This window comes from Actinobacillus capsulatus DSM 19761 (assembly GCF_000374285.1).
Taxonomy (GTDB): Bacteria; Pseudomonadota; Gammaproteobacteria; order Enterobacterales; family Pasteurellaceae; genus Actinobacillus; species Actinobacillus capsulatus.
The window spans coordinates 106,769-133,223 of record NZ_KB893933.1; the positions used below are offsets into that span (position 1 = coordinate 106,769).

Consider the following 26,455-nt stretch of genomic DNA (forward strand, 5'->3'; position numbering starts at 1 on the left):
TGCTTTTTAAAGGAACCGCCACCAAATTAGATAGTCTGAATGGATACGAGCTGACTTGAAGCTCGTTGAATTTTTTAACACAACAAAAAGGATAAATATAAATGAATAAAGTAATGAAAAAATCGATCTTAACTTCACTAGTATTAGGTCTCGGTTTATTCTCAGTTTCAACAACGACACAAGCTACATTACCTACCGTTGTTGAAGACCAAGCACTTCCAAGCTTAGCGTCAATGATTGAAAAAGTTCGTCCTGCGGTAGTTAGTATTTCAGTAGAAGGAAAAACGGAAGAAAGAACTCGTTATCGTCGTGACATTCCTGAAGAATTTGAATTTTTCTTTGGTCCTGATATGTTTGGTGAACGCAGCGCTCCACGTAATTTCCGCGGGCAAGGCTCAGGTGCAATTATCAATGCCGAAAAAGGTTATGTAATTACGAATAATCACGTTATTAAAAATGCGGATAAAATTACGATTAAATTAGAAGACGGTCGTGAATTTAAAGCGAAATTATTAGGTGCGGATCCGCTATCGGATGTCGCACTAGTGCAAATTGAAAATCCTAAAAATTTAGTTGAACTAAAATTTGCCGATTCAGATAAATTACGAGTCGGCGATTTCAGTGTGGCGATTGGAAACCCATTCGGTTTAGGTCAAACCGTAACTTCAGGGATTATCTCAGCATTAGGTCGTTCAACAGGTAATTCTGATGAAGGCTACGAAAGTTATATCCAAACGGATGCTGCGGTAAACCAAGGTAACTCTGGCGGTCCATTAATTAACTTAAACGGTGAGTTAATCGGTATTAATACCGCAATTATTTCACCAAGCGGCGGCAATGCCGGTATTGCGTTTGCGATCCCAAGTAATATGGCAAACAATCTCGTGCAACAAATTATTGAGTTTGGTGAAGTAAAACGCGGTATGTTAGGTATTAAAGGCGGAGAATTAAATGCTGATCTGGCAAAAGAATTCAAGATTGACGCCCAAAAAGGTGCATTTATCAGCGAAGTACTTGCTGACTCTGCCGCGGCTAAAGCCGGTTTAAAAGCAGGTGATGTGATTACTGAGCTAAACGGCAAAAAAATCAATAGCTTCAGTGAATTGCGCGCCAAAGTAGCGACTTCAGGTCCGGGTACGGAAATTGAACTAACGTATTTACGTGACGGTAAAGAAGAAAAAGCGAAAGTAACGCTCCAATCGGATAGTACTGACAATATGGCAAAAAATAGCAAAAATTCCAATAAAGCTACCACCAAAGACATTATTCCGGCTTTAAAAGGCGCAGAATTTGCTAACCTTGATAAAGACGGTGTAAAAGGTATCGAAATCGCAAAAGTGACTAAAGGTTCATTTGCTGAAAACCGAGGCTTAGCGGAAGGCGATATTATCGTCGGTGTAAACCGTGTTAAAGTCGACAATATCAAACAATTACGTGAAGTGTTAGATTCGAAACCTTCTGTTATCGCATTAAATATTTTACGCGGTAACTCAAACTTCTACTTAATCCTTCAATAATAAGGCATAAAAAATCCCACCGGTCGGTGGGTTTTTTTATTGCTCAAAGATCTGTTTAAAATCCAAATCAGGCTGCCGGAACGTAAAGCCATTTTCTAATAATTTGCTTGGGATAAGAGGTTGATTATCTAATAATAATTGCGAACGCTCGCCTAAAACCAGTTTCAACATAAAAGACGGCACCGCAAACCACGCACAACGCTTCAAATAGGCGGCTAAACGAAAATTAAATTCCGCATTCATAATAGGGTGAGGAGCAACGAGGTTAAAAGCACCTCGGCAATTTGCTTTTTTTAATAAAAATAAGACCGCTTGTATATGATCTTCCAAAGCAATCCATGCCCAATGTTGCCGCCCAGAACCAAGTCTACCGGCTAAATTCAACCGATATAACGGTAACATTTTTAATAATGCACCGCCTTGCGGAGCAAGTACCATACCCGTCCTAATTAAGCATACTCGTGTTCTTAGGCTTTCGGCAGTTAATGCAGTCGCTTCCCATTGTTGACAAAGCTCTGCACTAAAATTCGTACCACAAGCAAGAGATTCATCCATTAAGGAGTCAGAACAGACATTACCGTAATAGCCGGTTGCTGAGCCTGAAATAAAAGTATGTGGGGGTGTTTGACTTGCCTGAATTAGTTTTACTAATAACAAAGTGATTTGTAAGCGGCTATCCAATAACCGCTGTTTTTGTGCCGGAGTCCAAGCCCGATCAAAAATCGGCTCTCCAGCCAAATTAATGACGGCGTCAAATCCATCCAAATTCGTAAAACTTGCAAGATTTTGACAAAATTCTACCGCTTGTCTAAAAGGAGCATTCGGCTTTGATTGACGAGTAACGATTGTCAGCAAATGCCCCTCCGCCAACAACGCTTGAACTAGGCGCTGTCCGATAAAACCGGTTCCACCCGTAATTAAAATTTTCATTAGAGCGATGACTCAAATAACTCAGTAATATTTTGGATTAGATCTTCCATTGCTGTTAAGCGTGTTGGGGTGATAAAAATCGTATCATCACCGGCAATCGTGCCTAAAATACCTTCGCTTTTTCCCATTGAATCTAATAGACGAGCAATTAATTGGGCCGCACCCGGGCTGGTTTTTACTACAATCAGCACATCATTATAATCAATATCAACCACTAAATTCTTTAAAGGGCTAGAAGTTGCTGGCACACCTAATTCGGCAGGTAATTGATAGACCATTTCCATCTTAGTGTTACGCGTTCTTACCGCACCGAACTTAGACAGCATACGTGATACTTTAGATTGGTTAATATTCTCAAAGCCCAATTCTTGTAATGCATTTACTATCTCACCTTGAGAACCGAATTTTTCTTGCTTTAGTAATGCCTTAAACGCTTCGGATAAATTATCAAGCTTTTCCATCTCATCTCTCTTATGCAATATTGCTTCAATTGAAAGTATAATTTTTGCCTACAAGTGTTAAAAAATCAATCTAAATCAAACATTAGAAAAATTTTTCCCAATGATTCGTTTTATTTAGCATCAATCTTAATAAATATTTGCTAAACTTAGCTTAATCTTATTTTATAACTATTATTGATTAGGAGTTGTTTATGAAAGTTGCACTTTTAGGCGCTGCTGGAGGAATCGGGCAAACTCTTGCTCTCTTATTAAAGCTTCGTTTACCAGCCGGAACGGATCTTGCGTTATATGACATTTCGCCAGTCACTCCAGGTATTGCGGTAGATATCAGTCACATTCCAACATCGGTAAATGCTGTCGGCTATTCGGGTGAAGATCCGAGCGAAGCACTTAAAGACGCTAATCTTGTCCTATTAACTGCAGGTGTCGCACGTAAACCAGGCATGACTCGTGCGGATCTCTTTAATATTAATGCGGGCATTATTAAAAACTTGGTTGAAAAAGTCGCTGAGGTTTGTCCGAACGCTTGTATCGGCATTGTAACAAACCCAGTAAATACACTTGTTCCAATTGCTGCTGAAGTATTACGTAAAGCCGGCGTGTATGACAAACGTAAATTATTCGGTGTAACTACACTTGATGTTGTTCGTGCAAAAACATTTATGTCTGAATTAAAAGATAAAAATGTCGAAACAGTTAAAGTGCCCGTTATCGGCGGTCACTCAGGTCCAACTATTCTACCGTTACTTTCTCAAGCACTTGCAGAAGGTTGTCCGGTTTCATTCACTCAAGAAGAAATTGAGTCATTAACTTATCGTATTCAAAATGCCGGTACAGAAGTGGTGGAAGCAAAAGCAGGTGGCGGATCTGCAACACTTTCAATGGCGGAATCCGGTGCACGTTTTGCCGTGGCGGTTTTCAAAGCATTATTAGGTGAAGATTGTGTACGCTACGCTTATGTAGAAAGTAAAGAAAGTTCAGATTATCCAGAATTCTTTGCACATCCTGTAAGATTTGGTTTAACTGGTGTAGAAGACATTCTACCAATCGGTAAATTAAGTGAATATGAACAGGCAAAATTAGACGAAATTAAACCGATTCTTAAAGCAGATATTGAATTAGGGAAAAATTTTGTAAATTCATAACTTGAAATTTATAAAAGGGTTGAGCAATTCAACCCTTTTTTATAAACTCAAGTATGGTAATAAGCATTAATTGTAGTCTATGAATATACAAGGATTTATGTATGAAAGCACATTTATTTTCTTTACTGGCTCTTGCTGTAACGATTACTGCTTGTAGCTCAAATCAACCTGTTCAAATCGTTAAAGAACCTTCAACAAAAACGGAATACACACCTATTCGTAATCCGCATTCTCCTCAACAAGCTTTACCTGCTAATGTCACAGCAATTTGTGTAGACGGAAGTTACTCAACTTCACCGCTAAATGAAGCTTGTGTCGGCAACGGTGGCGCAAAACAAATTATTTCTCGTTACCATTCTGAGTAATAAAATAAACAAGCAGTTATTTTTAAGTGAAATATTGCAAAATATTCATCAAAAATAACCGCTTGTTTATATTTATATTATTTAAATCAACCTAAGATTTTTGTTAATTCAGCACTTACTTCTTCAACCGGTTTTGTACCGTCTAAACGTTCATAACGCGTATTACCTGCTTCAGCTTCCGCTGTGTAGTAAACAATTAATGGCTTAGTTTGTTTATGGTAAATTGCTAAACGCTCTAATACCGTTTCAAGCTTATCATCTTGACGAATAATTAAATCTTCGCCGGTTACATCATCTTTACCTTCAACTTTCGGTGGATTGTACACCACATGGTAAGTACGACCTGACGGTTGGTGTACACGGCGACCGCTCATACGTTCAACAATCACTTCATCCGCTACATCAAACTCTAATACTAAATCAATTTTCACGCCTGAATCTTTTAATGCATCCGCTTGTGGAATTGTGCGGGGGAAACCGTCTAATAAGAAGCCGTTTGCGCAATCCGGTTGTGCGATACGATCTTTTACTAATGCAACGGTTAATTCATCCGGCACTAATTTACCTTCATCCATTAACGCTTTTGCTTGTTTACCAAGTTCTGTACCTTCTTTGATCGCCGCACGGAACATATCGCCCGTTGAAATTTGTGGAATACCGAATTTGTTCATAATAAATTGTGCTTGTGTACCTTTACCTGCACCCGGCGCACCTAATAGGATAATTTTCATTGTAAAGCCTCTTGAAAATAAAAGATGAATGAATAAAAAAGCTAAGGCAGTAACCTTACCGATTACTGCCTTAAATTGCAAATTTTTTACTAAATTTGACCGCTTGTAGGGCGCTATAACAAAAATAAATTTAAATTTATCGTAAAGTTATATTTTCCATTGACAAGACAATTCTTATTGATAATAATTCCCGTTATCTTAAAGCGCATTCTATATTGACGAGGATTTATCTGTGAAAAGAAACCAAATTACCATCGCAGTACTAGCTACTATTAGTTCATTTGCTTATGCAAATCCTGAACGACCAAAAGACACTACAGAGTTATCGGAAATTGTTGTAACTGATCGCCAAGGTGCTAAAGTTAAAACGAATGTTATAACTCTGGCTGAAAAAAATGAACGTACCGAAACGGACTTACGCGGTTTACTTTCAAAAGAACCCGCTATTGAATTTGCCGGTGGTAACGGAACGTCTCAATTCCTAACTATTCGTGGCATGGGACAAAACTCGGTAGATATTAAAGTGGACGGCGCATCATCTGACAGTCAAATTTTATATCACCAAGGACGTTTTATTATCGATCCATCATTACTTAAAAGTGTTTCTGTACAAAAAGGTGCAGGTTCAGCAAGCGCCGGTATCGGTGCAACGAATGGTGCGATTATCGTGAAAACCGTGGATGCTTTAGATCTCTTAAAAAATAGTGATCGTGATTACGGATTTAAACTGAATAGCGGCTATTCCAGCAACGATGGTCACTCTTATGGTGCAACTGTTTTCGGTAAAGCGGGTAACTTCGATGCATTACTTTCTTTCAACCGTAACAATGAAGATGATTACAAGGCAGGAAGAAACTTTGTAAACGGTTTAGACGGTAGTAATAAAGTACCTTATAGCGCATTAGATAAACGTAACTATATCGCTAAATTAGGTGCAACTTTTGGTGATCATCGCTTTGTATTAAGCCACTTACAAGATCAACATCGTGGTGAGCGTTTAGTACGTGAAGAGTTTGCTACATTTAGTGCAGCCAACAATCCTCGCCTTAGTGTTGCTCGTCAATCACCATCTTATCGAGAAACAACCTTAAGCAATACCAATCTTGAATATATCGGTAAAAACTTAGGCTTCGTTAATGAATTAACTGCAAATGCGTATTTAATGAAGAATAAACGCTATTCTGCTGATGATAGCGGTTGTGGATATTGCGGTAGCGTTAAAGGCCCTACAACAACCGTAATTAAAACTCAAGGTACAAATGTGAACTTTGATTCATTCATTGGCGAAGACATCTTGGTTAAATACGGTATAAATTACCGCCATCAGGAAATTGAGCCGCATACTAAACGCCCATTTGTAACCAATAATCCGGAAAAAACTGATAGTGGTGCTTATGTTGAAATGATTAGCGGCATCAATGATTTCACTTTCACAACCGGTTTACGTTACGATTATTTCGATATGAAAGCCAACGATGGGGTAAAAGCGTCAGACGGTAAATGGAATCCAAGTGTTGGCTTGATTTATCAAGCGACACCTGAATTAAGCTTGAGTGCAAACCACAACTACGCATCACGTAGCCCTCGTTTATACGATGCATTAATGGTTGGCTTAAGACGTGTATCAGTAGATCCAAATATCGAAGCTGAACGTGCGCGTAATACTGAAATCGGTTTCAACTATAATAATGGCGACTTTACTTTTGAAGGTAGCTACTTCTGGCAAAAAGTAAATAACTTAATTGTTAACCCTCAAGCAAGACATGATGCAAATGGCAATATCATTAACGGTATTACACAAGCAGTAAATGATGGTTATTCTAAAAACCACGGTTATGAGTTAAATGCTGCTTATCGCTATGAAGGCTTAACCGCTCGCTTCGGTGTATCGGAAAGTAAACCAAGATTCTACTTAAATGATACAAAAGTTAATTCTACTTTAAATCCGGAATTTGCCGTACAAGTAGGTCGTACTTGGACTGCAGGTTTAGCTTATCGCTTTGAAAACCCTAATTTAGAATTAGGTTGGAAAGGTCGTTATGTAGAAGATGAAGATGGCTATGCACTAGCGAATGCAGACGAGACTATCGCAAATACACATCGTGACAGCTATATCAATCATGATTTCTACGTTAACTGGAAACCATTGAAAAATGATAGCTTAAATGTAAATTTAGCATTAAATAATGCATTCAATAAATTCTACTACCCGCATAGCCAACGCGGTACAACCTTACCGGCTGTTGGACGTGACTTACGCTTAAACGTGAATTACACTTTCTAAACCAAGTTTAGAGATCGTACAAAGTAAATATTTGCCCCCTAAAAGTTGAATAAACTCCAAACAATTAGGGGGCAAATTTTTATGTAAGCGCTTAATTACAAGCGGTTAAATTTATATCATTTTTTACGATTTAGATGTCTTCCACGGTGCAACCTTAATCAGCATCAACATCCCTGGAATGGCAACAAAGAAACAAATCCAGAAAAACTGATAATAACCGAAAGCTTCGACCAAATGTCCGGTATAAGCACCTAAAAATTTACTTGGTAGAGCAGCAAGGCTAGTGAAAATTGCCAATTGCATTGCAGTGTACATCGAGTTGGTTTCCCGAGCCATAAAGGCAACAAATGCTGCCGTACCCAAGCCGACACCGAGATATTCGCCAGCCATCACAATACCTAATTTAAATAGCTCGGCAGATCCGATAGAAACAGTCGGAAAATACTCAAAACTTGCAAGATAAGCAAAACCCAAAATGGTAATTAACTGTACCGTTCCGAAAATCCATAACGCACGATTTACCCCCAGTTTCAGCATTGCTATTCCGCCGATAATCCCACCACCGATACTACACCAAAGCGAAGTTGTTTTAACCACCGCAGCAATATGCGATTTGGTAAAGCCCATATCCAAGATAAATTTGGTTTGTAGTGAAGTCGCCAGCGAATCACCAAGCTTATATAAGAAAATAAATAGAATAAGTCCTACTGCACCCCATACACCTTTACGGCTGAAAAACTCCTTAAACGGATCAACAAACGCCATATAAAACGGTTTACTACGGTCAATCAGTGTACTTTGTGGCTCTCTAGCAAATAGCGTAACGAATAGGCATGGCAACATAAATGTAGCGGTAATAATAAATACCGTTTGCCATGGGTAATGATCGGCTAAGAAAAGCGATAAACCGCCCGGTATCAGCCCGGCGATACGATAAGCATTCACGTGAATTGAATTACCTAGCCCTAATTCATTGTCCGATAAAATTTCTCGGCGGTAAGCATCCACCACAATATCTTGAGTGGCAGACAGAAAGGCTAAAATCACTGAAAGCACAGTAATAATACCGATATCCGTTACTGGATCAAAAAAGCCAAAGCCGGCTAGAATTGCCAATAAGCCTAATTGAGCAAGAAAAATCCAACTGCGGCGGCGACCTAAAAACGGTGGGAAATAGCGATCTAATAATGCTGCCCATAAGAACTTCCACGTATAAGGCAATGAGGTTAAGGTAAAAGCAGCGATGGTTTTAATATCAAGGTTTGCCGAAGTAAACCAAGCCGGCATTAATTGGATAAGCACAAATAAAGGCAAGCCGGAACAAAAACCGGTATAAATACAAAGCAACATATTTTTAGTAAAAATTTGTCGCCAAATTGAGGGTTGAGGTGAAGAATGATAAGCGGTCATTTTTTCCTTTTCTTTTGCAAATGAAATGATAATACACCAACTTTGTGTTAGCTTAATTATCAAACATCATAACAGAAATATTCAGAGATAAAAAAGGCACAAACGTAAACGCTTGTGCCATCATTTAATTAACGCTTGTTAGCCTTTATAACCGTTTGGGTTATTTTTTTGCCAATTCCAAGTGTCTTTCATCATTTGTTCTAAACCACGTTCGGTTTTCCAACCTAACTCTTTTAACGCTTTAGACGGTTCGGAATAACAAACTGCGATATCCCCCGGGCGGCGATCAACTAATTTATAAGGTACTTTAATTTCATTTGCCGTTTCAAATGCTTTTACCATATCAAGCACTGAATAACCCGCTCCTGTACCTAAATTATAAACATGGAAACCTGCATCGCCTTGGTGTTTATCCAACGCTTTTAAATGTCCTAGCGCTAGGTCTACCACGTGGATATAATCACGTACACCAGTGCCATCGTGTGTTTCATAATTGCTGCCGAATACTGAAAGCTCTTTTAATTTACCAACTGCAACTTGGCTAATATAAGGTAATAAGTTATTTGGAATACCGTTTGGATCTTCACCGATTAAGCCGCTTTCATGCGCACCGACCGGATTGAAATAACGTAACACTACCGCACTTAATTGTGGGAATGCTTTCACTGTATCTTCCAATACTCGCTCAACCATATATTTTGATGTGCCGTATGGATTTGTCGTACCGCCAACTGGGCAAGATTCTACGATCGGAATAATTTGCGGATCACCGTAAACTGTTGCAGATGAACTGAATACAATCGTATTCACGCCTGCCGCTAACATTTCTTCGACTAACACAATTGAGCCAGTTACATTATTTTGATAATAACGTAATGGTTCGCGCACACTCTCACCAACCGCTTTTAAACCGGCAAAATGAATAACAGACTCAATTTTATTTTCTGCAAAAATTTTACGCAAAATATTACGGTCTAAAATATCACCTTGATAAAAAGTAACCGTTTTACCTGTAATCTGCTTTACTCGTTCCAATGAAACCTCACTGGAATTAGATAAATTATCTAACACGACAATTTCACGATTTGCATTTAATAATTCAACGAGCGTATGCGAACCGATATAACCCGCACCACCAGTCACTAAAATAGCCATACAAGCCCCCTAGGTTAAAGTACTCTCAGTTCTATTATACCCGTTTTAGGATAACAGTGAACAAGCTTCACATAGGTTTACATCTAACTTTTCACAAGTTATTAAAGGATAATAATATTCGTATTGCAAATACTTTAGGAAAGTTCAATATTTAAAACATATAAGACCACCACTCATTTCACTATTTTATATAACATATAAGACCTCTATCACTATTGATTATACTATAAACATTAATCTATAATGAATTAAACTATATTTATACATTTAAATAGATTTTCAAACAAAACGAACAGATTTAAACATATTGTTCTTATACTAAAGTTAAGCAATATACTTGTATATTTCAAAAACTAAACGAATTACATATACCCCCATTTATCCAGATAGCCTATAAACATGGTTATATACACAAAAAGAATACTCAATGAAAAATAAAAATACATATGTAGTTTTAAAAACTAGAGAGTGCATCTACTAACTAATAAATATTACAGGGGTCTTTATGTCTAATTTACACACTATTTTTAAAGAATTATCAGCAAATCAACAAGGAAATATTTTTTATTATCCTAATGGCGGAAATGCGGGTGATGCATTGATAGATATGGGATTCTATACTCTGGCACAACAGTTTAATCTGAAATTTTCATTAATCTCACAGGGTAAAGTCAGTCAATTAAAAGATAATGATATCGTATTAATCGGTGGAGGCGGCTGTTTAGTTCCGGAATGGAATTCAACACCTAATTTTTTAAAATCTCTGATTAACTTAAAGCTAAAACTAAAATTAATTATTTTACCTCATTCAATTCGTGGCATTGATGATTTAATTTCAAATTTACCGGAAGACAGCATAATCTTCTGTAGAGAAAAATATAGTTTTGAATACTGTCAAAATATATCCAATGCTAAAGCCGTTTATCTTGCTGACGATATGGCTTTTTACATAAATCCAGCACAAATTTTGACAAGCAATCCTCATTTCAAAATTAAATTATCGAGTAAAAACATTATTCGTAAAATATTAATTAATTTCCACCGTTTACGCGCACTATTTACCTCTCAAATTAATGCAATACGTACCGATAAAGAGAGTAATCAAAATTTAAATGTAAAAAGAAGTTTGGCAAATGATTTATCACTCGTTGCCAGTTTCGGAACAGATAATTATCAGACTTCGCTTTATAGCGCTAAACAATTTCTAAAACTTATTAACTTATACGAAGAAATCAAAACAGATAGATTACACGTAGCAGTCGGTGCTTACCTACTAAATAAAAAATTGAGAATTTATAACAATGGATACTATAAATGCAAGGGTGTATACGAACAAAGTATGTCCAACTCTAATAACGTGACATTTATTGAATAAGAATGAAAAAAGTATTTTTCCTACTTTTACTAAAAGTGATTGGTGCTGGGTCATCATTACTGCTAGGTATGGCAATTTCTCGATATTTCGGGGTTGATGTGTTAGGTCAATATGGGTTAGTTACAACCTATATTTTGATTCTTTCATTAATTGCCAACTGGGGGAATTATGTTCGCATTATTGAGTTTAATCAACGTATGATTAGCCCGAAATTCCTTGGTTTTTGGGCATTGACTTCATGTTTGATTACCACCTTTTCCGTTTGGCTGTTTCAGTTTGAATTCGGGCTTTGGTATATAGGATTTGTAGTGCTGTTCTATTCTTTCTTCTACTTTAAATCCTCTATTTTTATCGTAAACCAGATGCAGTATCTCAATACCTCAATTGATGACGGGTTACGTTATTTGTTACCACTAATTTTTATCTTGGTATTTAGCTATTTTATGGAAGACGTAAATTTCTTCTGGTTGTATTTTTATGCTACTTTTGCGCTCTTTCTATTTGCTGCGTGCTTAACTAAAAAATATGTAAAAAATGACTCAAATGACTCGAAATCGACCGCTTATCGCTATAAAGATTTGCTGAAATACGGCTCGATCCCGACACTATCGGCACTTTTTGTACTACTTAATGCTCAATTCGACCGTATTATCCTCTCTTATTTTGTTGATGATAATGCCGTAGGAATTTATGTCATTTGTTACAGCTTTATGGCGCTAATTTCTTACTTTTCCGCTTCTGTAATGGCGGTGGTAACACCAAATATCGTCAATTTATATAAACAACAGAAATATACGAAACTTTATAGCTACACTAAAAAATACACGGTTTTCTTATGCTTATTTAGTTTCTCAATTGCCGCAGTAAGTGCGGTAATTGGTGATTTCTTGTTTTATCTTTACGGTGTTGAAAATACATACGAAGGATATGCTTCATTACTGATTTTAATGTTAGGGGTATCGCTTTCCCAAATATGGGGATTTGGAATGACACTCGCCAGCTATACGGAAAATAAAAAGATATTATTGAAATATCAAGCCGTTGTTTTCTGTATTAGCGCTCTCTTATGCGTATTCTTAGTTCATCTATACGGCATTATCGGTGCGGCTATCTCCACGGCACTGGGCGTGAATATGATCAAAGCCTTAGTGTGGAATTATTATCGGAAAGAAAATATTAAGCTTGGCATTATTTAGGTGGTAATAACAATTGAAAATCGGCATTACGTTAAAAAGGCAGGCCTATACCCCAGAGGCCTTTGCTTATCAAGATTACTTAACTAAACGCAACCATTTAGTTCAGTTAGATTACGAAGAAAATTTAGATCCTAATAACGATATTAATATCTATTTTTTGGGAATGCGTCCTGTTTGGAAACGGTATGCCCCGCAATCGGCATTAGAAATACATGAATACCAAAGTCTTTCAATGCCTAAATATTCCAGTGTAAAAAATTTCATTAAAAAATATGCTAATACAAAACCACAAGGGCGCATATTTCTTAATGAAATTGTGAAAAAAGAGTTTGGTTTCTCCGATAACATTCCTTATATCTATCGAGATATGGGCATTGATTCGGCACTCTTTCAAACGCCAAATCCGCATCCCGAATACGATGTGGTTTATGCAGGATCCATTGTTGGACGAACGGGGCTGATTCAGAGTCTGATTAATCTCTCTGCATACTATAAAGCGGTTGTAGTCGGCGAAGTCGATAATGAAACCTATGAAATTTTAAAATCAGCTGGCATCTATATGACAGGTAAAGTCGATCGAACCGACTTACCGCAAATTTATGCTAATGCGCGTTTTGGATTAAATTACACACCAGATGCGTACCCATTTAATATTCAAACTAGCACAAAAACGTTGGAATATTTAGCATCAGGATTACGCTTGATTTCAAATCGTTATTATTGGGTTGAAGAATTTTGCAAAAAAATTGGCTATGAACCAATTTGGCTTGAAAACATAAACGCTAAACAATGCGATTTATCGCAAGATAAAAATCATTGTATCAATATGTCTATGTATTCTTGGGAAGCTATTCTAGACAATTGTCACTTCACGGAATTTTTGACCCACATTTTAGAAAACAAATAAATAAGTATTTATGTTTATATATTGGTATATTTGGGCAACCATTGTTGTCATGAACCTCGTAAATCTTCCTAAAAATAAAGGTGGAGAAATTTTCTTATTTATTTTCTCCGCATTTATTTTTATTTTTATTGGTGGAAGATTTGAAGTAGGTGGTGACTGGTTCAGTTACCTATATATTTTTGACTTATATAAAGCAGATAGTTTTTTCAAAGTAGCCGGCTCATCCGAATATGGATATGGTTTTTTTAACTGGTTAGCTCATCAATTAAATTATTCTATTTCATTTGTTAACTTTGTTTGCGCATTCTGCTTGATCATTGGCTTCTACCAATTATCTCGCCGATTTGAACACCTATTTCTTGCATTTCTGATTGCATTTTCCTACACCATTATCGCAGTAGGTATGGGGTATACCCGTCAATCTGCCGCAATAGGTTTAGTATGTTATGCATTTTCAACTTTATTTGCACAAAACCCGAAAAAATGGAAATTTTTCGTGTGGATTTCATTTGCCTATTTATTTCATAAATCCGCAATTATTTTTCTCGCATTTTTACCATTAATTAACTCGAAATTTTATAAGAATAAAATATTTTATTTATATTCTTTATTCGTGATTCTTTTTTCTTTCTATATCATTTATATGATTTCGCAAGGAGAAAGTGCATACACCTCCGGTGAATTATCTTCTGCAGGTGCGGTATTTAGGATTGCCCTCCATTTATTGCCTATTGCCGTTTATTTATGGCAAAGACATATTTTTGTGGAAAGCTATCCGAATACTTACCGATTATTAGATTTAATGTGTATTTTAATTCTAATTTTCTTACCCGTTAGCTTTGTTTACTCAACCATTGCTGACCGTTTTAATCTTTATTTTGTGATTTTCGACGTTGTTGTATTCGGAAAATTTTTTGAATATTTAAAATCCTTTGAATTAAAAGCATTATTTTTAATTGCTCTAATTATTGAAAATACTATGCTATTTTTCATTTGGATAAATTATTCACCTTATGCTTTGTGCTGTTTCGATTACAGAAATGTTTTATTTATGTAGCTTATTATGAAAAAGATCGTACTTGTCGGCAATGTTGCCTCTATGATTACTAATTTCCGTAAAGAACTAGTTATTGAATTAGTGAACAGAGGTTATACAGTCTATTGTTATGCCTATGGCTATACGGAAAAGGAGCAAAAAGAAGTCAACGATTGGGGAGCAATTCCTAAGGCGCATTTCATCAATCCAAAAGGAATGAATCCAGTTAAAGATTTAAAAGCAGTTTATCTTCTTATGAAGGAACTAAAACAGCTTCAGCCTGATATCGTATTTAGCACCTTTATCAAACCAGTTATTTTTGGCTCATTGGCTGCAAAACTCGCTCGAGTGCCTAAAGTAATCGGCATGATTGAAGGCTTAGGTAATGCATTTACGCCTTATAAAGAAGGAAAAACTCAAAAAGCAAAGATTGTTCAGGCTATTCAGATCTTACTTTATAAAGTGTCTCTTCCTTTCTTAGATAAGCTAATTTTCTTAAATCCTGATGATAAAACAGATTTAGTTGATAGCTATCGTATTTCAACAAAATCTACGGCGATCCTCGGGGGAATTGGTGTCGATCTGAAACGATTTGGCTACCAAGAAGTAGATATCACAAAAGAAGTGTCCTTCTTATTTATCGCTCGCCTATTAAAAGAAAAAGGGATCTTTGAATATCTTGAAGCGGCAAAAAAAATCAAAGCGGAATATCCAACTACACGCTTCACTATTATTGGTGGCTTTGATGAAGGTAACCCTTTTGCAATATCAAAAGATGCATTGGACGATTATATCAAACACAGTGTTATTGAATATCTTGGCTATGTAGATAACGTCCCAGAAGTGATTGCTAACAGTTCGATATTCGTATTGCCGTCTTATCGCGAAGGCGTACCAAGAAGTACCCAAGAAGCAATGGCAATCGGCCGAGCTGTTATTACGACAGATGTACCGGGATGTAGAGAAACCGTTGTGCATCGTAAAAACGGACTATTAGTGCCAGTATACTCGGTTGATGAACTTGCACAAGCAATGCGCTATTTTGTTAAAAATAAACAGGAAATTCTCAACATGGGCATTGAGAGCCGCAAAATGGCCGAACAAAAATTTGATATCGCCAAAGTCAACGACAAACTGATTTCTATTCTAGAGGAGAGCTAAGATGAGATTTATTATTTGTGGCGTAATTGCCATTTTTCTACCTGCATTCATATTAAGTATATTTGCCGATTTACCGGAAGGTTTTATTTCGCACAGTATTTTTATCGGGGCAGTGTGCTATGTATTCCACTTATTACTTTCACATAAATTATCAAATTACCCAGGTAAATATGAGAATCTCATTTTATTACCAAGCGTAATCGTAACATATAGCTTTAGTTTAGTTGTCATCACTTTATTCCAAGTAACTTATTCTGTTGCTTATTTTGTTTGGCATATCCTATTGGTGATTGGTTTAGATTATTGGTCGAACCGAATGAAATATAGCGGTCCAAATCCGACCATTCACTATATTCCATTAGGTAAAGCTAAAAATCTTGAACAAATCCCAAACATAAATTGGGTAAAACTCGAAGCTCCGAATCAAGTTGTTTCAAATATGCAAACGCTTGTTGCAGACCTGTACTCACCAAAATTAACCGATGAGTGGGAACGCTTTATCTCAAAACAAACACTAGCGGGTGTTAATACTTATAACGTGCGCCAAATCCGTGAATCACTTACCGGGCGTACTAAAATTACTCATATGTATGAAAATGACCTTGGTTCACTTCAACCTTCAGTAGCCTATTTAAGAACTAAGCAATTTATTGATTCCGTATTAGTCTTACTCAGCTTCCCAATCGTATTACCTGTGATGCTGATTACCGCAATTCTGATCAAGTTAGAAAGCGAAGGACCAGTACTATTTATTCAAAAACGTATTGGTCAGAAAGGCGAAGAATTTAGCATTTATAAATTCCGAAGTATGTGTAAAGACTCGGAAAAAGACGGCGCAAAACTCGCAACCGTAGGCGATATACGTGTCACTCGGGTCGGTAAATTTATTCGTAAAACACGTATTGATGAATTGCCGCAATTTTTCAATGTACTGAAAGGCGATATGGCATTAATCGGCCCGCGCCCAGAACAAAAAGCGTTCGTGGAACAGTTCGACCAAAATATTCCGTTTTATAACTACCGCCATATTGTAAAACCGGGCATTACCGGTTGGGCGCAAGTAACACATGGTTACGCTGCAACGGAAGATGAAACGCAAGTGAAAATTGAACATGACTTCTACTATATTAGACATTTCTCTTTTGCGCTTGACGTATTAATTTTCTTTAAGACGATCCAAACCATGTTAACCGGCTTTGGCGCCCGCTAAGCGGTCTATTTTCGACTATTTTTTGCAAAAGAGTATTATATTTATGAAGAAATTAGTAAAAAAACTCTCAATTCTTACCGCTTCTTTAGTATTGGCGAGTTGCTCTCTTTTTCCGAGTAGTTATTCTCCGATTCGTTATAAAAACGTAGAAGTAAAGGGTAAAGCGCTTGATGTCGATAAAGCGGTTGATGCTTATCTGATTACCCCACAGTTATTGAAAGAACTCGCTCCTTTCAAAGCGAGCGCACAGAACAATCCCGCACTGGATCAGCAAATCAAGGCTTATCAATATCACGTCGGGATCGGTGACGTATTAAATGTCACTGTTTGGGATCACCCAGAGCTAACTACGCCGGCTGGGACTTATCGCTCGGCAGCGGATAGCGGTAACCAAGTCCATGCGAACGGTACGATTTTTTACCCTTATGTAGGCACAATTAAAGTAAATGGCTTAACCGTCAACCAAATTCGTGAGCGTATCACTAGCCGCCTTGCCGACTACATTATGGAGCCGCAAGTGGAAGTAACAGTCGCTTCTTTCCAGTCTAAAAAGGCTTACGTTACTGGTGAAGTGAAAAATCCGGGACAACAATTCATCAGCAATGTACCTTTAACTTTGCTTGATGCCATTAATAAAGCCGGCGGACTTTCTGCTGATGCGGATTGGAATAACGTTACGATTACTCATCGTGGACAAGATGAAATCGTATCAGTAGAAGCGCTGTTACAGAAAGGTGATCTTACACAAAACCGCTTATTAACCGACGGCGATATTATTCATATTCCACGTAATGATGCGCAAAAAGTGTTTGTAATAGGAGAAGTACAAGCGCCGCAATTATTAAAAATCGGGCGTAACGGTATGAGTTTAACCGAAGCTATTTCCGCTAGCGGAGGTATTGATAAACTCGCAGCCGATGCAACCGGCATTTTCGTTATCCGAGGAGAAAGAGGCTCAAAACAGTTGGTTGATGATAATCATGGTAACCAAATCGAAAAAGTGGCAAATATCTATCAACTGGACGTAACCAACCCAACCTCTTATATTTTAGGAACCGAATTCTTCTTGAAACCGTACGATGTCGTTTATGTTACAACAGCACCACTTACCCGCTGGAACCGTGTGATCACCCAAGTATTACCAACAATTACCGGCTTTAACGATTTAACCGAAGGTACACTTCGCATTAAGAATTGGTAATAAAACCTCAATCAAAAAGGTAATGGAATGAATAACAAAGACACTAGAAATGATGATATTGATTTAATGAGATTCATCAATGTATTACTTGATAATAAGTATCTGCTCCTATTCTGCACCATTGTTTGTGCCACCTTAGGTTTAAGTTACAGTACTCTTTCTACACCTGTTTATACCGCGAATGCGGTTGTGCAGGTTGATGAAAAGAAGTCGGGTAATATTTTAAAAGAACTGTCCGATGGTTTTACGCAAGAGTCTTCACCGAATACTGAAATTGAGGTGATTAAATCTCGCTTAGTTCTGGCAAAAACCGTTGAGGATCTCAATCTGACCACAGAAGTAAAACCGATACGCTCAATTCCTTTTATCAGCAAAGGGCTTGAAAATCTTTCAGGTTATATGCCAGATATTTTTGTGACTGAATTTACCCCTGAAAATGAGGATTTAGAAGAGTTAGTTCTCGAAATCGGAGCAAATAAGGGGGAGTATCGTCTCTATCACAAAGATGGCGAAACACTAATTTTAGAAGGATTGGTTAATCGTTCTTACGCTAACGATCAACTTAAATTTAAAGTGTCTATCTTGCACGGCAATGCAGGGCAACGCTTTAGTTTGAAAAAGATCGCAGAACTGGCGGCAATAGAAAGATTACAACAACGTTTACATATTAATGAAAAAGGTAAACAAACCGGTGTGATTGAAATTGCTATCCGTGGTGAAAACCAGCGAGATATCAAAAATATCATTAAAAGCGTTTCCGAAAGTTATGTGCAACAAAATGCGCATAAAAATGCGGCTGAAGCCTCAAAAAGCTTAGAACTACTTCGAAATCGCTTACCTGAAGTAAGAGAAAAATTAGTTGAAGCGGAAAACAGCTTAAATAAGTATAAAGAAGACAATAGCTCTATCGACTTAGATTTAGAAGCGAAGTCTTACTTAGATCGCCTTGTACGTATTGATGCGGATTTAAACGCTTTAACCATTAAAGAAGGTGAAATCGCTCAGAAGTTTACTAAGCGCCACCCAACTTATGTTGCCTTATTAAACCAGAAAAAAACCTTACGTAATGAAAAAGCAAAAATCGCTAAGGAAATGGAAAATCTACCGGCAACTCAACGAGATATGGTCAGCTTGAACCGTGAACTTGAAGTTGATCAGCAAATCTATATGCAGCTTTCTAATAAATTACAGGAGCTGGATGTAGTTAAAGCCGGTGCGGTCGGAAATGCGCGCATTCTGGATACGGCTCAAGTACTACCGAATCCAAGCGTATTAAGCAAAGCAGTGGCGACTTTGTTATCCGGCTTTTTAGGATTTGTATTAGGGCTTATCATCTCGTTAATTAAAGCGCTATTTAACCGTACGATTCAATCACCGGCTATGGCGAAAAAATTAGGGCTGACTGCCTATACCAGCATACCAAATAGCAAGAAGCAGCCGAATTTCTCATTTGATAAATTCAAACAAGGGCGTTTAAATATAAATAATGCAAAATTATTATCAGAAAGCGCACCGACAGATGCAGCAATTGAAGCGATTCGTGGCTTACGAGCAGATATTCACTTTGCAATGCAAGAAGCGGAAAATAAAGTTTTAATGGTTTCAAGTGCTTCGTATGGCACCGGTAATACCTTTATCGCTACAAACTTAGCCAATATCGTGGCGAAATCAGGCAAAAAAGTTTTACTGATTGATGTTGATACACGTTATAGCTATTTAGACAAACTATTTAATACCGAAAATAAAAATGGTATTGGCGAAGCCTTAACCCAATCATTATCATTCGAGTCGGTAGTAAGTTCTGCGGCTAATGCGCCTTTTGATGTAATCTCAAAAGGTAAAATCACGGAAAATCTCTCCGAACATTTACTTGGTGAGCGTTTCCAACAACTTCTATCATGGGCAAATACACATTATGACTTAGTCATTATTGATACACCGCCGGTATTGAGTTCAAGTGACGCCGCAATTATCGGTCGCTATGCAGGCTCGACAATTTTAGTCGGTAGGTTTGAAGAGACAACTCATCCTGAGCTAGAAGCAACACTGCAGCATTTTGAAAGAGCTAGCGTAAAATTAAATGGTTTTGTTCTGAACTGTACTAAACCAACCGCTAATAATCGTTATCAATAATTGAACAAAAAAAGCCATCCTATCACGGATGGCTTTTCTTATAATTAAAGCTTACAAGCGGTTAAATTTCTATAAAATTCTACTAGCCGTTTGCTACGGAACACTTAGCCCTTCAAAAACTTTTTTGTGTAATCAGTGTATTCCGTGGTTTTATTTATTGAGCTGACATTAAATCGACCAATTCTTGTTCAGTTAAGACTTTAACCCCTAACTCCTGCGCTTTCGCTAATTTTGAACCGGCTTTTTCGCCGGCAACCAAATAATCGGTTTTGCTTGAAACCGAGCCGGACACCTTACAACCAAAACTTTGTAAGAGCGCTTTTGCCTGATCTCGGGTTAATTGAGCCAAGGTACCGGTCAACACCACATTTTTACCTTTTAGCGGGTTATCCGCAATTTCAGCCTGAACTACATCCTGCCAATGTACGCCCTGTTCAATTAAATCATCAATCACAGCAACATTGTGCGGTTCTTGCCAGAAACGCACGATACGATTTGCCACCACTTCACCGACATCTTGCACTTCTTGTAATTGCTCAAAGGTTGCCACTCGAATTGCCTCTAAATTATGGAAATGATTCGCTAAGTTTTGTGCTGTTGCTTCACCGACATCACGGATCCCTAATGCAAATAGGAAACGAGCTAAAGTGGTATTTTTCGCTTTTTCGATGCTGTTTAACGCATTTTGCGCTGATTTCTCACCCATTCGATCCAAACGCATTAAAGTGGTGTGATCAAGTTTAAATAGATCTGCCGGTGTATGCACCAGCTCACGTTCCATTAATTGTTCGATCAATTTCTCGCCGACACCATCAATATCCATCGCCTTACGAGAAACAAAATGCTTTAACGCCTCTTTACGCTGTGCACCACAGAATAAGCCGCCGGTGCAGCGAGCAACCGCTTCGCCTTCAACACGCACCACCGCCGATTCACAGACCGGACAAGCGGTCGGAAATTCAATTTTTTTTGCATTTTCCGGACGGCGTTCCATCACCACCCCGACAATTTGCGGAATCACATCTCCAGCACGGCGAATAATCACCGTATCGCCGATGACAATGCCTAAACGCTCAATTTCATCACCGTTATGCAAAGTGGCATTACTTACCGTCACACCGGCAACAAATACTGGTTCTAATTTCGCTACCGGAGTAATCGCACCGGTTCTTCCCACCTGAAATTCCACATCATTCAGTACCGTCATTTCTTCTTGTGCCGGGAATTTATAGGCGATCGCCCAACGCGGCGAACGAGAAATAAAACCGAGTTGCTCCTGCAAAGCAATGTCATTCACTTTTAACACTGTGCCGTCAATGTCATAGCCCAATGTTGGACGCTTCGCTTGAATATCCGCATAAAACGCAAGTAATTGCTTACGTCCTTTTGCTAAACGAATTTCGTTATTTACCGGAATACCTATAGATTTCAGCCATTGCAAACGTTCAAAATGGGTTGCGGGTAATTCATCATCCGATTCATACACCCCAATCCCGTAAGCATTTAACACGAGCGGACGCTGACGGGTAATTTTCGGATCTAACTGACGTAATGAACCTGCCGCCGCATTACGTGGGTTAGCAAAGGTTTTCTCACCTTTTTCCAACGCACGTTCGTTCAGTTCTTCAAAGCCTTTTTGCGGCATAAACACCTCGCCACGCACTTCTAAGCGTGCCGGCGGGTCATCCATATTCAGTTTTAACGGGATATTACGAATAGTACGAATATTCGAGGTAATATCTTCGCCGGTTGTACCGTCCCCGCGTGTTGCTGCTTGGCTTAACACACCGTCCACATACAAAATACTGACCGCCAAACCGTCTAATTTCGGTTCACAGCAGAAAGAAAGTGAAAGCGGATCTTCTGAGATATAACTTTCCATACGGCGTAAAAAGCCGTCTAGGTCTTCATCAGAAAAGGCATTATCTAACGATAACATTGGAATTTCGTGTGTCACTTGTGCAAAACCGTCCAACGGTTTCGCACCGACACGTTGGGTCGGCGAATCTGCAGTAATCCATTCCGGATGTTGCCATTCCAGATTTTTTAATTCATTCATTAAGCGGTCGTATTCCGCATCCGGCACTAACGGATTATCTAGCACGTGATAATGGTATTCGTATTCTCGTAATTTTTGACGTAAAGCTTCTAAGTGTGCGAAAATCGTGTCCGCTTGAGCTTGCATTTGTGATAATAAAGACATTGGGAAAATTCTCGATAAAAAAGACCGCTTAACAAGCGGTCATTTATGCTAAAAGTTTTGCAAATTAGCTTACACGAGCTAAATAAGCTTGGCGTGAATGCTCATCAAAGATTTCTCGATGTTCATTTAACACAAAACCACCGAGTGCTTGTGCGAGATTCTCTGTCGTCTTGAGTAATAATTTGAGGTTCACTGCATCATTACCTTCTGACGGCAAGTGCATAAACAATACTAAACCTACGGTTGAGAACTGCTCAATTTTAGCTAAATCAAACACGCCCGGTTGCATCATATTCGCCACGCTGAAAATTACCGGTGATGCGCTGTTGCCCATATGCTGATGACGGTGGAAAATTTGGTATTCACCATATTGGAAACCTAACGCTTCAAGGCTTTGCACCACATAATCACCACGGAACTGCTGCCCTTCCGATGCAACAACATAAAGGGTAATCATATTATTTTCTGCAACTGCCGGCTCTTGCGTTTGTTCTGCTTCAGCCTGAACTGAATTCTTCGCTAATTCAACACGTACCGATGCATCAGAATAAATATCTACTTCACCCAATGCGGCTTGACGCTCTAATTCTTCAACAGACTGTTCTAATACTGAAGTTGCTTCAGCAATCGGTGATTGAGGTGCTTGGGTAAATGCTGGCTCAACTGAATGTTGATAAGCCACTTGCTGCTTCACTACAGGCTGAATAGGTGCTGTACCATAAATCGGTACGGCTGGTTCGTTTTGATATACGCTCGCTTCTTGCCCCGGTAAATTAATTTTAATTTCGCGTAATGTGCTTTCGACTTCTTGCTGTATTTGCACCGGATTCTCTGCTTCTTCAATATGAGAAGTTGATGCAGGCGCATTATATTGTTGCGGGTTAAGCGATGCTGGCATATCCGACACAACATTATTAATCGGTGTTGCCGGCGGGCGAGTTGAAAACGTATTGGAAAAAATACGTGATTTCTCACGACGTCCAGACCAAATACTGAAACCGATTAACACGGCAATTAATAAGCCGGCGAGAATAAAGAAAAGAATATGAAGCTCCATCTGGGGTCCTCTTTCACTTAAGATAATCTACAAAATTTAAATTTCACTATTTGCGAAAATAATGTGCGTAGCTTAACATATTTCTTTCCAGATTTTGAACAAATTAAGGATCGAATCTATATGTCATCTGCATTTAACGAACCGCAAAGCGATTTAGGCTTAGGGTTTCATTACTTTATTTATGGCTGGAGGCTTATGCTGCAGCGCAAACTCCTGCCATTTGTATTAATTCCCATTGCGATTAATAGCGCATTGATGATTGCACTGCTATGGTTTTTTATTGGCAATATTGTAGGTTGGGCGGATTGGATCGTCAGCTTTATGCCGTCATGGTTGGATTGGTTAACCATTATTTTAGTACCGCTTGCCGTGCTGTCTTTAATTATGCTGTTTTACTTTACCTTTACTACCATTACCAATTTTATTGCCGCCCCGTTTAATGCGTTGCTAGCGGAAAAAGTTGAACTACAATTGACTGGTGAACAGCTTAATAATATGACGATGATGGAAATGCTAAAAGACGTACCGCGTATGCTAAAACGTGAATGGCAAAAGATGATGTATAGCATCCCTCGTTTCATTGCGTTGTTTTTATTAAGTTTTGTACCGGTTATCGGACAAACTGCGGTGCCTGTATTAACTTTTATTTTCGGCACTTGGTTATTAGCAATTCAATATTGTGACTACCCGTTTGATAACCATAAAATCAGTTTTAAACGTATGCGTAACGCTCTTGGGCAACGCAAAATTTTAAATTTCACCTTTGGCACATTTGTAAGTATTTTTACCGCTTTACCTTTTGTGAATTTAGTTGTGATGCCTGTTGCCGTATGCGGTGCAACTGCAATGTGGGTAGAAGAATACCGTAACTTTATGTTAGGGAAAACCGGTGATTTTGACAGTGCGGACTACACCACAAAACCAAGCAGAGAACTCAGTACAGAAACACATTCTGGCGTAGTAAATCCTGACGTACGTAGTGGTGATATTACGCCCCACTAAGCGGTCTGATTTCTGCTGTTTTTTGCAAAAAGAAGCCTCTCATTCGAGAGGCTTTTTAGTTATTTAGTTTTAGTGCTTTTCACCTTTTTAACTGCTTTTTTAGCTTCCGATTTTGCCATCGTAGCGTTTTCTTTTACCGTTTCTTGCACTTGTTGCACAGCCTGTTCCTGCTGCGCTGCCGGTCTTTCAAATCCTTTTTCTTTCATACAAGCATCAAATTTAATCTGATCTTTGCTTTCACCGACAGACTCTTGGCAAGCTTTTAGCGCTTCTTCTACTTTTGAAAGCGAATTTGTTTCCGCCACTTGAGAGACTTGAGACGGCTCATTTGGTGATGAACATGCTGCTAATAATACCGCCAAAGTAGAAATACCGAGTAATTTTTTCATAGTGAAATCCTAATTTGAGTTGAAAAAAAGCGGGTAATTCATTTATTACCCGCTTTTTAGAAGCTTCTCTAAGCAATTAGTTCAGAGATATCTTACACATCATAAGTGGTTGAGGCGGTGTTACCGCCACGACCAGTCCAGTTGGTGTGGAAAAACTCGCCACGTGGTTTGTCGGTGCGTTCATAAGTGTGCGCACCAAAGTAGTCACGCTGCGCTTGCAGTAAGTTTGCTGGTACACGTTCTGAAGTGTAGCCGTCTAAGAAGGTGATCGCAGACGCCATACACGGCATTGGGATTCCCACTTCGATCGATTTCGCCACCACTTTACGCCAGTCTGCCATCGCATTTTCTAAAATACCTTTGAAATAATCGTCCGAGCCTAAGAATACTAAGTCCGGATTTGCTTCATACGCATCACGAATGTTGCCTAAGAAACGGCTACGAATGATACAACCTTCACGCCATAACAGCGCGGTCGCACCGTAGTTGATGTCCCAACCGAAGTTTTCTGACGCCTCACGAATCAACATAAAGCCCTGTGCGTAAGAAATGATTTTTGAGGCAAGTAACGCTTTGCGAACTGCTTCAATCCACACTTTTTTATCACCTTCAACCGGCGTGATGGTTTTGTTGAATAATTTCGAAGCTGCCACACGTTGATCTTTAAATGAAGATACGCAACGAGCAAATACCGATTCAGTGATTAAGGTTAATGGAATACCGAAATCTAACGCATTGATACCGGTCCATTTACCTGTACCTTTTTGGCCTGCGGTGTCTAAGATTTTCTCAACTAACGGTGTGCCGTCTTCGTCTTTATAGCCTAAGATATCTGTGGTGATGTCGATTAAGTAGCTGTCTAATTCAGTTTTTTTCCACTCTTGGAAAATCGCTTGCATTTCATCGTAGCTTAAACCTAAACCGTCTTTTAAGAATTGGTAAGCTTCACAAATTAACTGCATATCACCGTATTCGATACCGTTGTGAACCATTTTCACAAAGTGACCAGAACCTTCTTTACCTACCCAGTCACAGCAAGGCTCGCCTTTATCGGTTTTCGCTGAAATCGCTTGTAAAATCGGTTTAACGTGTTCCCACGCTTCAATGTTACCGCCCGGCATAATTGAAGGCCCGTGACGCGCACCTTCTTCACCACCTGAAACGCCAGTACCGATAAAACGAATACCTTTCGCAGCTAAATCTTTAACACGACGGTTTGAATCAGGGTAATTTGAGTTACCACCATCAATAATGATGTCGCCTTCTTCTAAATGTGGAAGAAGCGCTTCAATAAATTGATCCACCACTTCACCAGCACGCACCATTAACATCACTTTACGTGGTTTTTCTAATTTCGCCGCTAAGTCTTCTAACGAATAAGCACCGATAATATTCGTACCTTTCGCCGCACCTGCTAAGAACTCATCCACTTTTGAAGTGGTACGGTTATACGCCACCACTTTAAAGCCGTTGTCGTTCATATTTAAAATTAAGTTTTGACCCATTACCGCTAAACCGATAACGCCAATATCGCCTTTTACTGACATTGTTTTCTCCTGTTGGTTTTGATTCGTTACAAGCGGTCGA

22 protein-coding genes are annotated in these 26,455 nt (G+C 38.5%); 13 read left to right on the forward strand and 9 right to left on the reverse strand.

Annotated elements, in window-relative coordinates:
- Positions 1 to 101 precede the first annotated feature (101 nt).
- Positions 102 to 1,517 (forward strand): DegQ family serine endoprotease, encoded by a 1,416-nt coding sequence (locus C228_RS0103985; RefSeq protein WP_018651401.1) that lies wholly within the window; start codon positions 102 to 104, stop codon positions 1,515 to 1,517.
- 36 nt (positions 1,518 to 1,553) lie between these two features.
- Here C228_RS0103985 and C228_RS0103990 read toward each other — a convergent pair whose 3' ends face one another.
- Positions 1,554 to 2,447 carry a TIGR01777 family oxidoreductase gene (locus tag C228_RS0103990; protein WP_018651402.1) on the reverse strand — a complete coding sequence of 298 codons (894 nt, stop codon included), beginning with the start codon at positions 2,445 to 2,447 and terminating at the stop codon, positions 1,554 to 1,556.
- The gene (argR, locus tag C228_RS0103995) at positions 2,447 to 2,908 is read right to left on the reverse strand and encodes a transcriptional regulator ArgR (RefSeq protein WP_018651403.1); all 462 of its coding nucleotides are present in this window, start codon (positions 2,906 to 2,908) and stop codon (positions 2,447 to 2,449) included. Before argR ends, C228_RS0103990 begins: the two co-directional genes overlap by 1 nt.
- Positions 2,909 to 3,099: 191 nt before the next feature.
- Between argR and mdh the strand changes: the two genes are divergently transcribed.
- The gene (gene mdh, locus C228_RS0104000; protein WP_018651404.1) at positions 3,100 to 4,053 is read left to right on the forward strand and encodes a malate dehydrogenase; all 954 of its coding nucleotides are present in this window, start codon (positions 3,100 to 3,102) and stop codon (positions 4,051 to 4,053) included.
- Positions 4,054 to 4,154: 101 nt separating this feature from the next.
- Positions 4,155 to 4,418, forward strand: coding sequence for a hypothetical protein (locus tag C228_RS0104005; RefSeq protein ID WP_018651405.1), 264 nt, complete (start codon positions 4,155 to 4,157; stop codon positions 4,416 to 4,418).
- Between the two features lie 86 nt (positions 4,419 to 4,504).
- Here C228_RS0104005 and adk read toward each other — a convergent pair whose 3' ends face one another.
- Positions 4,505 to 5,149 (reverse strand): adenylate kinase, encoded by a 645-nt coding sequence (adk, locus tag C228_RS0104010; RefSeq protein WP_018651406.1) that lies wholly within the window; start codon positions 5,147 to 5,149, stop codon positions 4,505 to 4,507.
- Between the two features lie 232 nt (positions 5,150 to 5,381).
- Between adk and C228_RS0104015 the strand changes: the two genes are divergently transcribed.
- Positions 5,382 to 7,433, forward strand: coding sequence for a TonB-dependent siderophore receptor (locus C228_RS0104015; RefSeq protein WP_018651407.1), 2,052 nt, complete (start codon positions 5,382 to 5,384; stop codon positions 7,431 to 7,433).
- Between the two features lie 123 nt (positions 7,434 to 7,556).
- Here the strand turns inward: C228_RS0104015 and C228_RS0104020 are convergent, their stop codons facing one another.
- Positions 7,557 to 8,843 (reverse strand): AmpG family muropeptide MFS transporter, encoded by a 1,287-nt coding sequence (locus tag C228_RS0104020; RefSeq protein ID WP_018651408.1) that lies wholly within the window; start codon positions 8,841 to 8,843, stop codon positions 7,557 to 7,559.
- A 138-nt stretch (positions 8,844 to 8,981) separates the two neighbouring features.
- A complete protein-coding gene (gene galE, locus C228_RS0104025) occupies positions 8,982 to 9,998 on the reverse strand; it encodes a UDP-glucose 4-epimerase GalE (protein WP_018651409.1) in 1,017 nt (338 codons plus the stop codon).
- A gap of 505 nt (positions 9,999 to 10,503) precedes the next feature.
- On the opposite strand from galE, the gene C228_RS0104030 reads away from it, so the two are divergent.
- The 8 genes from C228_RS0104030 to C228_RS0104065 are packed head-to-tail and all read left to right on the forward strand — an operon-like array spanning position 10,504 to position 20,217.
- Positions 10,504 to 11,373 (forward strand): polysaccharide pyruvyl transferase family protein, encoded by an 870-nt coding sequence (locus tag C228_RS0104030; protein WP_018651410.1) that lies wholly within the window; start codon positions 10,504 to 10,506, stop codon positions 11,371 to 11,373.
- 2 nt (positions 11,374 to 11,375) lie between these two features.
- On the forward strand, positions 11,376 to 12,569 hold the full coding sequence (locus C228_RS0104035) for an oligosaccharide flippase family protein (RefSeq protein ID WP_018651411.1): 1,194 nt from the start codon (positions 11,376 to 11,378) through the stop codon (positions 12,567 to 12,569).
- Between the two features lie 13 nt (positions 12,570 to 12,582).
- A complete protein-coding gene (locus C228_RS0104040) occupies positions 12,583 to 13,476 on the forward strand; it encodes a CgeB family protein (RefSeq protein ID WP_018651412.1) in 894 nt (297 codons plus the stop codon).
- 49 nt (positions 13,477 to 13,525) lie between these two features.
- Positions 13,526 to 14,533, forward strand: a complete 1,008-nt coding sequence (locus tag C228_RS0104045) for an EpsG family protein (protein ID WP_169334418.1) — start codon at positions 13,526 to 13,528, stop codon at positions 14,531 to 14,533.
- Positions 14,534 to 14,539: 6 nt separating this feature from the next.
- Complete coding sequence (locus C228_RS14765) at positions 14,540 to 15,673, forward strand: glycosyltransferase family 4 protein (RefSeq protein WP_018651414.1); 1,134 nt, start codon at positions 14,540 to 14,542, stop codon at positions 15,671 to 15,673.
- Between the two features lies 1 nt (position 15,674).
- Positions 15,675 to 16,883 (forward strand): exopolysaccharide biosynthesis polyprenyl glycosylphosphotransferase, encoded by a 1,209-nt coding sequence (locus tag C228_RS14035; protein WP_018651415.1) that lies wholly within the window; start codon positions 15,675 to 15,677, stop codon positions 16,881 to 16,883.
- A 43-nt stretch (positions 16,884 to 16,926) separates the two neighbouring features.
- Positions 16,927 to 18,084, forward strand: coding sequence for a polysaccharide export protein (locus C228_RS0104060; protein WP_018651416.1), 1,158 nt, complete (start codon positions 16,927 to 16,929; stop codon positions 18,082 to 18,084).
- Positions 18,085 to 18,111: 27 nt separating this feature from the next.
- On the forward strand, positions 18,112 to 20,217 hold the full coding sequence (locus C228_RS0104065; protein WP_018651417.1) for a polysaccharide biosynthesis tyrosine autokinase: 2,106 nt from the start codon (positions 18,112 to 18,114) through the stop codon (positions 20,215 to 20,217).
- 154 nt (positions 20,218 to 20,371) lie between these two features.
- Here the strand turns inward: C228_RS0104065 and ligA are convergent, their stop codons facing one another.
- Entirely contained in the window at positions 20,372 to 22,420 is a 2,049-nt protein-coding gene (ligA, locus tag C228_RS0104070) for an NAD-dependent DNA ligase LigA (protein WP_018651418.1), read from the reverse strand.
- A gap of 64 nt (positions 22,421 to 22,484) precedes the next feature.
- The gene (zipA, locus tag C228_RS0104075) at positions 22,485 to 23,477 is read right to left on the reverse strand and encodes a cell division protein ZipA (protein ID WP_018651419.1); all 993 of its coding nucleotides are present in this window, start codon (positions 23,475 to 23,477) and stop codon (positions 22,485 to 22,487) included.
- Positions 23,478 to 23,597: 120 nt separating this feature from the next.
- Here zipA and cysZ point away from each other — a divergent pair, with 120 nt between their 5' ends.
- Positions 23,598 to 24,479, forward strand: coding sequence for a sulfate transporter CysZ (cysZ, locus tag C228_RS0104080; protein WP_018651420.1), 882 nt, complete (start codon positions 23,598 to 23,600; stop codon positions 24,477 to 24,479).
- A 59-nt stretch (positions 24,480 to 24,538) separates the two neighbouring features.
- Here the strand turns inward: cysZ and C228_RS0104085 are convergent, their stop codons facing one another.
- Positions 24,539 to 24,868, reverse strand: a complete 330-nt coding sequence (locus tag C228_RS0104085) for a putative periplasmic lipoprotein (RefSeq protein ID WP_018651421.1) — start codon at positions 24,866 to 24,868, stop codon at positions 24,539 to 24,541.
- Between the two features lie 92 nt (positions 24,869 to 24,960).
- Positions 24,961 to 26,415: a decarboxylating NADP(+)-dependent phosphogluconate dehydrogenase gene (gene gnd, locus C228_RS0104090; protein ID WP_026313182.1), complete on the reverse strand. Its 1,455-nt coding sequence runs from the start codon at positions 26,413 to 26,415 to the stop codon at positions 24,961 to 24,963.
- Positions 26,416 to 26,455: the final 40 nt, after the last annotated feature.

What these genes read in the sequence shown, in the direction of transcription:
- C228_RS0103985 (WP_018651401.1), top strand. Translation starts at nt 102, where the DNA reads ATGAATAAAGTAATGAAAAAATCGATCTTAACTTCACTAGTATTAGGT.
- C228_RS0103990 (WP_018651402.1), bottom strand. Translation starts at nt 2,447, where the DNA reads ATGAAAATTTTAATTACGGGTGGAACCGGTTTTATCGGACAGCGCCTA.
- argR (WP_018651403.1), bottom strand. Translation starts at nt 2,908, where the DNA reads ATGGAAAAGCTTGATAATTTATCCGAAGCGTTTAAGGCATTACTAAAG.
- mdh (WP_018651404.1), top strand. Translation starts at nt 3,100, where the DNA reads ATGAAAGTTGCACTTTTAGGCGCTGCTGGAGGAATCGGGCAAACTCTT.
- C228_RS0104005 (WP_018651405.1), top strand. Translation starts at nt 4,155, where the DNA reads ATGAAAGCACATTTATTTTCTTTACTGGCTCTTGCTGTAACGATTACT.
- adk (WP_018651406.1), bottom strand. Translation starts at nt 5,149, where the DNA reads ATGAAAATTATCCTATTAGGTGCGCCGGGTGCAGGTAAAGGTACACAA.
- C228_RS0104020 (WP_018651408.1), bottom strand. Translation starts at nt 8,843, where the DNA reads ATGACCGCTTATCATTCTTCACCTCAACCCTCAATTTGGCGACAAATT.
- galE (WP_018651409.1), bottom strand. Translation starts at nt 9,998, where the DNA reads ATGGCTATTTTAGTGACTGGTGGTGCGGGTTATATCGGTTCGCATACG.
- C228_RS0104030 (WP_018651410.1), top strand. Translation starts at nt 10,504, where the DNA reads ATGTCTAATTTACACACTATTTTTAAAGAATTATCAGCAAATCAACAA.
- C228_RS0104035 (WP_018651411.1), top strand. Translation starts at nt 11,376, where the DNA reads ATGAAAAAAGTATTTTTCCTACTTTTACTAAAAGTGATTGGTGCTGGG.
- C228_RS0104045 (WP_169334418.1), top strand. Translation starts at nt 13,526, where the DNA reads ATGAACCTCGTAAATCTTCCTAAAAATAAAGGTGGAGAAATTTTCTTA.
- C228_RS14765 (WP_018651414.1), top strand. Translation starts at nt 14,540, where the DNA reads ATGAAAAAGATCGTACTTGTCGGCAATGTTGCCTCTATGATTACTAAT.
- C228_RS14035 (WP_018651415.1), top strand. Translation starts at nt 15,675, where the DNA reads ATGAGATTTATTATTTGTGGCGTAATTGCCATTTTTCTACCTGCATTC.
- C228_RS0104060 (WP_018651416.1), top strand. Translation starts at nt 16,927, where the DNA reads ATGAAGAAATTAGTAAAAAAACTCTCAATTCTTACCGCTTCTTTAGTA.
- C228_RS0104065 (WP_018651417.1), top strand. Translation starts at nt 18,112, where the DNA reads ATGAATAACAAAGACACTAGAAATGATGATATTGATTTAATGAGATTC.
- ligA (WP_018651418.1), bottom strand. Translation starts at nt 22,420, where the DNA reads ATGTCTTTATTATCACAAATGCAAGCTCAAGCGGACACGATTTTCGCA.
- zipA (WP_018651419.1), bottom strand. Translation starts at nt 23,477, where the DNA reads ATGGAGCTTCATATTCTTTTCTTTATTCTCGCCGGCTTATTAATTGCC.
- cysZ (WP_018651420.1), top strand. Translation starts at nt 23,598, where the DNA reads ATGTCATCTGCATTTAACGAACCGCAAAGCGATTTAGGCTTAGGGTTT.
- C228_RS0104085 (WP_018651421.1), bottom strand. Translation starts at nt 24,868, where the DNA reads ATGAAAAAATTACTCGGTATTTCTACTTTGGCGGTATTATTAGCAGCA.
- gnd (WP_026313182.1), bottom strand. Translation starts at nt 26,415, where the DNA reads ATGTCAGTAAAAGGCGATATTGGCGTTATCGGTTTAGCGGTAATGGGT.